This is a genomic window from Kaistella sp., assembly GCF_041824135.1.
GTDB lineage: Bacteria > Bacteroidota > Bacteroidia > Flavobacteriales > Weeksellaceae > Kaistella.
This window is the reverse complement of record NZ_JBGZYM010000103.1, coordinates 1-6,957: the sequence shown is the minus strand read 5'-3', so window position 1 is coordinate 6,957 and position 6,957 is coordinate 1. Positions and strand designations below refer to the sequence as shown.

General features: G+C 36.8%; 9 protein-coding genes. 8 read left to right on the top strand and 1 reads right to left on the bottom strand.

Translation table 11 applies throughout. The annotated features are described in order from the left end of the window. The first annotated feature begins 526 nt into the window (after window positions 1-526). From ACEYOS_RS13410 to ACEYOS_RS13375, 8 genes are all read left to right on the top strand, one after another. Window positions 527-910: a hypothetical protein gene (locus tag ACEYOS_RS13410; protein WP_373707555.1), complete on the top strand. Its 384-nt coding sequence runs from the start codon at window positions 527-529 to the stop codon at window positions 908-910. Window positions 911-1,191: 281 nt separating this feature from the next. Further along, the gene (locus ACEYOS_RS13405) at window positions 1,192-1,530 is read left to right on the top strand and encodes an ArsR/SmtB family transcription factor (RefSeq protein ID WP_373707556.1); all 339 of its coding nucleotides are present in this window, start codon (window positions 1,192-1,194) and stop codon (window positions 1,528-1,530) included. A 19-nt stretch (window positions 1,531-1,549) separates the two neighbouring features. Beyond that, on the top strand, window positions 1,550-2,023 hold the full coding sequence (locus tag ACEYOS_RS13400; protein WP_373707557.1) for a DUF6428 family protein: 474 nt from the start codon (window positions 1,550-1,552) through the stop codon (window positions 2,021-2,023). Window positions 2,024-2,052: 29 nt separating this feature from the next. Next, window positions 2,053-3,108: an ArsO family NAD(P)H-dependent flavin-containing monooxygenase gene (locus ACEYOS_RS13395; protein WP_373707558.1), complete on the top strand. Its 1,056-nt coding sequence runs from the start codon at window positions 2,053-2,055 to the stop codon at window positions 3,106-3,108. A 10-nt stretch (window positions 3,109-3,118) separates the two neighbouring features. After that, entirely contained in the window at window positions 3,119-3,892 is a 774-nt protein-coding gene (locus ACEYOS_RS13390) for a metallophosphoesterase (RefSeq protein WP_139856543.1), read from the top strand. Then, window positions 3,862-4,092, top strand: coding sequence for a glycine cleavage system protein H (locus ACEYOS_RS13385; protein WP_373748087.1), 231 nt, complete (start codon window positions 3,862-3,864; stop codon window positions 4,090-4,092). Before ACEYOS_RS13390 ends, ACEYOS_RS13385 begins: the two co-directional genes overlap by 31 nt. A 3-nt stretch (window positions 4,093-4,095) precedes the next feature. Continuing rightward, window positions 4,096-5,130 (top strand): ACR3 family arsenite efflux transporter, encoded by a 1,035-nt coding sequence (gene arsB, locus ACEYOS_RS13380; RefSeq protein ID WP_298002863.1) that lies wholly within the window; start codon window positions 4,096-4,098, stop codon window positions 5,128-5,130. Beyond that, window positions 5,127-5,555 carry an arsenate reductase ArsC gene (locus tag ACEYOS_RS13375; protein WP_373707559.1) on the top strand — a complete coding sequence of 143 codons (429 nt, stop codon included), beginning with the start codon at window positions 5,127-5,129 and terminating at the stop codon, window positions 5,553-5,555. The genes arsB and ACEYOS_RS13375 overlap by 4 nt, the downstream gene beginning before the upstream one ends. Window positions 5,556-5,792: 237 nt before the next feature. Here the strand turns inward: ACEYOS_RS13375 and ACEYOS_RS13370 are convergent, their stop codons facing one another. After that, a complete protein-coding gene (locus ACEYOS_RS13370; protein ID WP_373748086.1) occupies window positions 5,793-6,911 on the bottom strand; it encodes an IS91 family transposase in 1,119 nt (372 codons plus the stop codon). Window positions 6,912-6,957: the final 46 nt, after the last annotated feature.

Genomic DNA, 6,957 nt, shown 5'->3' with positions numbered 1-6,957 from the left:
CGGTTTTGTAGAGTTTGACAAACATATTTTCAAACTTGGGGAAGATGAACAAACGGACATTATGATGAAACTAAAATTAACGAACTGAAACAAAGGCAGCCGCTAATAACTAAGCTTTCGTTTTGTCTGAAAGACAAGAAACCGAAGGTTCGGCGAAGCCAAATGAATTGATAAATCACTGAGACCTTTAAAAAATAGAAAGTACGAAGTAAAGCCTGTTGAACGGAACCTCCGGTGGCTTTTCAGCAGCATTCCTATGGAGTTATCGATTTTAGAATTTAGGATATTAGAGCCGTTTTTTAGAAGGACTGCTTTTTTTGTGGCGATTGGTAGCCTTTGAGAGGGGTCTAGATTTTCAAGGGTATTATACTTTAATTACAATTGCGGAAAACAATAGTCGGAAAAAACATATCTTAGTGATTAGAAATAAGTCTTACGAATATCAGACAAATACCTACCAAGTACGTTGTATTTGTCTAACGGAGTAAGACATATAAACGAGTTGTAGCACATTTTACAAGCACATATGAAAATATCAAAATTTAATAATTTAACAGTCTATTGGACAATTATTGCTGTCATCGGCGGATTAATGATATGGAACATTTATGCGACTATAAACACACGCAAATTAATTGGATTGCTTCCAGTAACAATTCAAGGAGTTTTACTCGCATTAATCTTCATGAAGAATCAATACGCTAAAATTGGAATTAAAATTTGGTCAATACTTTTCTTATTAATCGCTTCTGGACTTCAATTTTTTGGAAGGTTATTGCAGGATGCAGTTGATAATTTTGTGAATGCAAATGCCCTTCACTACATTACAACTGGAATTGCCGTTATTATTGGGATTGTGATTGTTTTTTGTGTAAATAAAACAGTCGAAGTGATAGAAATTAAAAAATAAAAACGCGCTACAACAAGGTATTTCTACAAGCGGGTTTGAAGTTTTCAGTTGAAGATTTCAGCGATTAATTTAGTTTTCGGCAAGTAGAAAGTTTTCGTATTTTTAGCCCGCCTGCAGAAATACCCAACCGTTAGGTGCAACCCTGTCGAACATCCTTACATAAATCGACAACACTCTAAAAAATCAAGCCTATTTAACTTTTATAGACAGTTGAAATTTATTTCAAAAAATAATTGACTATTAATATCTTTATCGTAATATTGCAATATAGAAATAAAGAAATGGAAACAGAACAAACAAAACCAAAGGATTTTACAGACAGCCAACACGAAATTGCTCACATTATAAAAGCGTTGGGACATCCTGCCCGAGTGGCTATCATAGAATATTTATTATCAGTTGACACTTGTATCTGCGGAGATATTGTTGATGTACTTCCTTTAGCACAGCCAACTGTTTCAAGGCATTTAAAAGAACTTAAAAATGCAAAACTAATTAAGGGAACCATTGAAGGTAATACGATTTGCTATTGCATTGACGAAAATACTATTGAAGAACTGCAAAAATATTTTACAAATATTTCTTCAAAACTCACGCTAAAAAACAAAAATTGTTGCTAATCATATAAATAATACAAAAATGAAACTATCACAAGTAAAAGCACTTTTACCAACTTTAGAAAATGTAACATTCAAACTGGAAAACGGCTCTTTCGTTCCAGAACATTTTCACGTAACCGAAGTCGGAATGGTTATAAAAAACTTCATTGATTGTGGTGGAGTAATTCGTACAGAAAAAACGGTAAATTTTCAGCTATGGAATGCCGATGATTTTGAACATCGTTTAAAACCTACTAAACTTTTAAACATCATTAAACTTTCCGAAGAAAAATTAGGCATTGAAGATGCAGAAATTGAAGTGGAATATCAAAGTGAAACCATAGGAAAGTACGGCTTGGCATTTGACGGAACAAATTTCATTTTGCAAAACAAAACAACTGCTTGTTTAGCACAAGATGCGTGTGGTATTCCGTCTGAAAAAGAAAAGAAAAATTTGGCTGAATTAAACCTAACCCAAAGCAATTCCTGCACACCGGGTGGCGGATGCTGCTAGTTAAATATAGACAAAAAAACAAATTGCGAATGGACAAAATATTCGATACCATAGTAATTGGAGCAGGGCAGAGTGGTCTGGCATGTGGCTATTACCTAAGAAAAGCGAAACTAAAATTTCTGCTTTTGGATAAGCAATCAGAACCGGGGGGCGCCTGGCTGCACGCTTGGGATAGTTTAACTCTTTTTTCTCCTGCAGATTACAGCTCCTTGCCAGGTTGGCCAATGCCCAAAACAGAGCAAAAATTCCCGCTGCGCTTACAAGTGGTTGATTATCTGATGAAATATGAACAACATTATCAATTACCCATACAACGAGGTGTTGAAGTTACCCACATCTTAAAAGACAATGGTATTTTTCATATTCATACTTCCAAAGGTATATTCCAAGCAAAAACGGTTATTTCAGCAACTGGTACATGGGGCAACCCCTACATTCCAAATATAAAAGGTATTGATAAGTTCAGTGGTATCCAATTACATTCCGCACATTATAAATCACCTGATAATTTTAAAGGGCTTAAAACTTTAGTGGTTGGGGAAGGAAATTCAGGGGCACAAATCTTTGCTGAAGTTTCGAAAGTTACGGAGGTTAAATGGTCAACCAAAAAAGAACCCCAATTTTTACCGGATGATGTCGATGGATATTACCTCTTCAATGTAGCATCAGCAAGATACAGAGCAGAAAAAGAGGGCAGGCCATTCGATGCTTCAGCATATAATTTAGGAAATATAGTGATGGTGCCGCCCGTAAAAGAGGCGCGAGAAAGAGGTGTACTTACTTCGTCGGGTTCCTTCACGGAGTTATATGATCAAGGAGTAATTTGGGAAAATGGACAACAAGAACAGTTCGATACAATTATCTGGTGTACAGGTTTTGGTTATGATACCAAGCATTTAAGAACTGTTGTAACACTCGATGAGCGAGGCAGCACGGAAACAATTGAAAGTAAATCCACTACTACAGATGGCTTGTGGTTGGTAGGTTATGGCAATTGGACAGGCTATGCATCCGCAACCTTAATTGGATTAAACCGAAGTACAAAACAAACGGTACAGGAGATAGAATTTTTTTTAAACTCTTAACGAATTAAAAATGAAAATTGCATTATTTAGTGACATTCACGCAAACCTACCCGCATTAGAAGCCTTTTTTGCAGATGTAGAAAAAAGAAATCCCGACAGTATCTATTGTTTGGGCGATTTGGTGGGCTATAATATTTGGCCAAACGAAGTGGTAAACGAAATCCGTAAAAGAAAAATCCCAACCATTGCAGGAAATTACGATTTTGGCATTGGAAGAATGAGCAACGAATGTGGTTGTGCTTACAAAACAGATAGTGAAAAAGACAACGGAAACATTTCTATTTCATTCACCAATTCTTTGATGAAAGATGAAGAAAGAGCCTATTTGCGTGCACTTCCGGCACATATCAAAGTTGAATTTCAACTGAATGAAGACAAGCTGAATTTACTTTTGGTACACGGAAGTCCGAGAAAAATAAACGAATACCTTTTTGAAGACCGTGAGGAAAAAAGTATGCTTCGCATTATGGAGCAAGCCGATGCAGACATTATGTGTTTCGGACATACACACAAACCGTATCACAGAGTTTTAAATTCGGGAGTTGATGGACAAAATCATTTCAGACACGCCATCAATATTGGGTCGGTAGGCAAACCAAAAGACAGCGATGTAAGAGGCGGTTATGTAATGCTTTCGATTAATGAAAACAGTTCTGTGTTGGACAAAGACAGCATCAAAGTAGAATTTATTCGATTTGAATACGACATTGAAAAAGCTGCGAAAGCCGTAGAAGATAGTCCGCTGCCTAACGAATATGCAGAAAATTTAAGACGTGGTTATTAATCATTAAAACCGTAAGCGATTTATTTATGCCATTGTCGGGAAAAATAACTGAAACCAACAAACTACTTTTAAAAGAACCCACATTGGTAAACAGCGAACCTTTTGAAAATGGCTGGATGATAAAAATAGAGATTGAAAACAGCCAAGAAATTGAACATTTATTAACAGCGGAACAATATGCCAACCTCACAAATTCATAAAAAATGCAACCAAAATTAAAATTTCTCGACCGTTATCTGACCCTATGGATATTTCTTGCAATGGCGGTAGGTGTAGGATTGGGTTATTTATTTCCAGATATTTCCAATGTAACGAACTCCCTTTCTGTTGGTACAACCAATATACCATTGGCTATCGGATTGATATTGATGATGTATCCGCCTTTGGCAAAAGTCGATTACAGTTTGTTACCTAAAGCTCTAAAAGACAAGAAAGTAATTGCCATTTCCTTGATATTGAATTGGGTTATCGGTACCGTTTTGATGTTTGGTTTAGCCGTTCTGTTTTTAAGAAATGAACCCGAATATATGTCGGGATTAATTTTAATTGGTCTGGCAAGGTGTATCGCAATGGTTATTGTGTGGAGCGATTTAGCAAAAGCAAACAGAGAATACACGGCATTATTGGTCGCCCTAAACAGTATCTTTCAGATATTGACTTACAGTTTTTTCGTTTGGCTTTTCATCAACATATTGCCCAATAAATTAGGGATTGCTAATTTCAATGTAAGTGTTTCAATGAAAGAAGTTACACAAAGCGTTTTGATATATTTAGGCATTCCTTTTTTTGCTGGTTTCGTGAGCCGTTATTATTTGGTAAAATCGAAAGGTATCGAGTGGTACAATAGAAAGTTTGTTCCAAAAATATCGCCTATTACATTGTATGCTTTACTGTTTACCATTGTGCTGATGTTCAGTTTAAAAGGCGACAAAATATTGGAATTGCCTTTAGATGTCATAAAAATAGCGATACCATTAATCATTTATTTTGTACTAATGTTTTTCGTGAGTTTTTTCATTAGTAAATTTCTAAAAGTCCCTTATGATAAAAACGCATCTATTGCATTTACAGCTACTGGCAACAACTTTGAATTGGCAATTGCGGTCGCCATTGCGGTATTTGGCATACACTCGCCTCAAGCATTTGTGGGTGTAATCGGGCCTTTAGTTGAAGTTCCTGTTTTGATATTATTAGTCAGAGCAAGTCTATTTTTAAAACGAAAATATTATAAACAGTGACAAAGAAAATTTTAGTGCTTTGCACAGGAAACAGTTGCAGAAGTCAGATAGCGGAGGGTTATTTACGACATTTTGCGAACGGAAATGCAGAAGTTTACAGTGCAGGTGTCGAAACACACGGAGTAAACCCAAAAGCCATTGCAATTATGCAAGAGGACAGTATTGATATTTCAAATCATACGTCAAACAACATTGATGAATATTACGACATTGATTTTGATTTTGTCATTACAGTTTGCGACAATGCCAAAGAACGTTGTCCATTTTTTCCAACTAAAGCAAAGAAGTTTCATCACAACTTCTCAGACCCATCAAAAGCAATAGGAACAGACGAAGAAATTAATGAACAGTTCAGAGAAGTCAGACAGCAAATTAAAGAATACTGCGAACGATTTGTAGCGGAAAATCTAAAGGGGAACCAATAAGGGCAGCACCTAATAACTAAGCTTTCGTTTTGTCTGAAAGACAAGAAATGAAAGCGTGTTGAACGGAACCTCCGGTGGCTTTTTCTCCCCACCCTTATGGAGTTATCGTTTCTAGAATTTAGGATATTAGAGCAGTTTTTTAGAAGGACTGCTTTTTTTGGCAACTGAAGTGATCTATTATGAAGCTATCACAGGCTCTTTCTTAGTTTTTAAACATAAAAACCCTTACCCACAAAATTATTTCGCAGGTGAAGTAGAAAATACGCCAAGGATACTTTCTGGCGGGCCTTTGTTGCCGAAAATAGCAATCGTTACGAGATTTCCTTCCTTGCAACACCGGCATTTTTTGAGTAAAGTTTTCGGTTTTGTTTGTGAAATCTGGACTTTTAATGTGCTTTGTAAATCCTGCAATTTTCCACGTTTCCAAGAGCTGCTCAAAATCCCATAATGGCGGATCCTCACAAATCTTTTTGGCAAAATATGAAGACTAAATCTGCGAACAAACTCCATATTCGACAAAGTCATTTCCTTTTTTTGACCTTCCTTGCGATAATCTTTGTACCCAAAACGAACTTCATGATCCGTAACCTCTTTGATGCGATGATTGCTGATGGCAACTTTATGGGTGTATCTTCCCAAATATTCAATAACAGATTTTGGTCCACCAAAAGGTCTTTTGCCATAAACGACCCAGTTTTTGGTAAAGAGTTGATCTATTAAATTCTGGTCTTTAATTCCGGAAGCCCTTAATGAAGCCACAAACTTTGCCCGAAAAACCACACTCATCGCTTTTACACAGAAGAGATATTTATCAGATTTTATCTTCGAACGCCATTTGCCTTGTTTATTAATGCCGCCGCCCGGAACAATGCAGTGCAAATGTGGATGAAGACTCAGATTCTGTCCCCAAGTATGCAAAATCGCAATCATTCCCAGTTGGATTCCCTTATTTTTACCAAACTGATTTAAAGTTGCCCAAGCTGCTTCAAATAAGGTTTTGTACAATAATACCGGTTGAGAGATTGCCAAACCATTAAGCTCTGCAGGAAGCGTAAAAACTACGTGATAATAACTGCACGGCAATAATTCCTGCTCCCGTTTCTGGATCCATTCTTCTTTTTTATGACCTTGACATTGCGGACAATGCCGATTACGACACGAGTTGTAACTAATCGAAAGATTTCCACAACCATCACACGCATCGATATGACCACCCAAAGCAGCAGTCCGGCAATACGACAAAGCGCGAAGTGTTTTTTCTTGATGAACCGTAAAATTCTGAGCCGATAAATTGATTTTGCGAAGAACGTCGGCAACGCTTCCGCTTTGTTTATTTACCTTACTTCGGGTTTCCATTTTTACTGCATAAAGCAAAAACGGTATCCAAAGGGCTGTGCGGTTT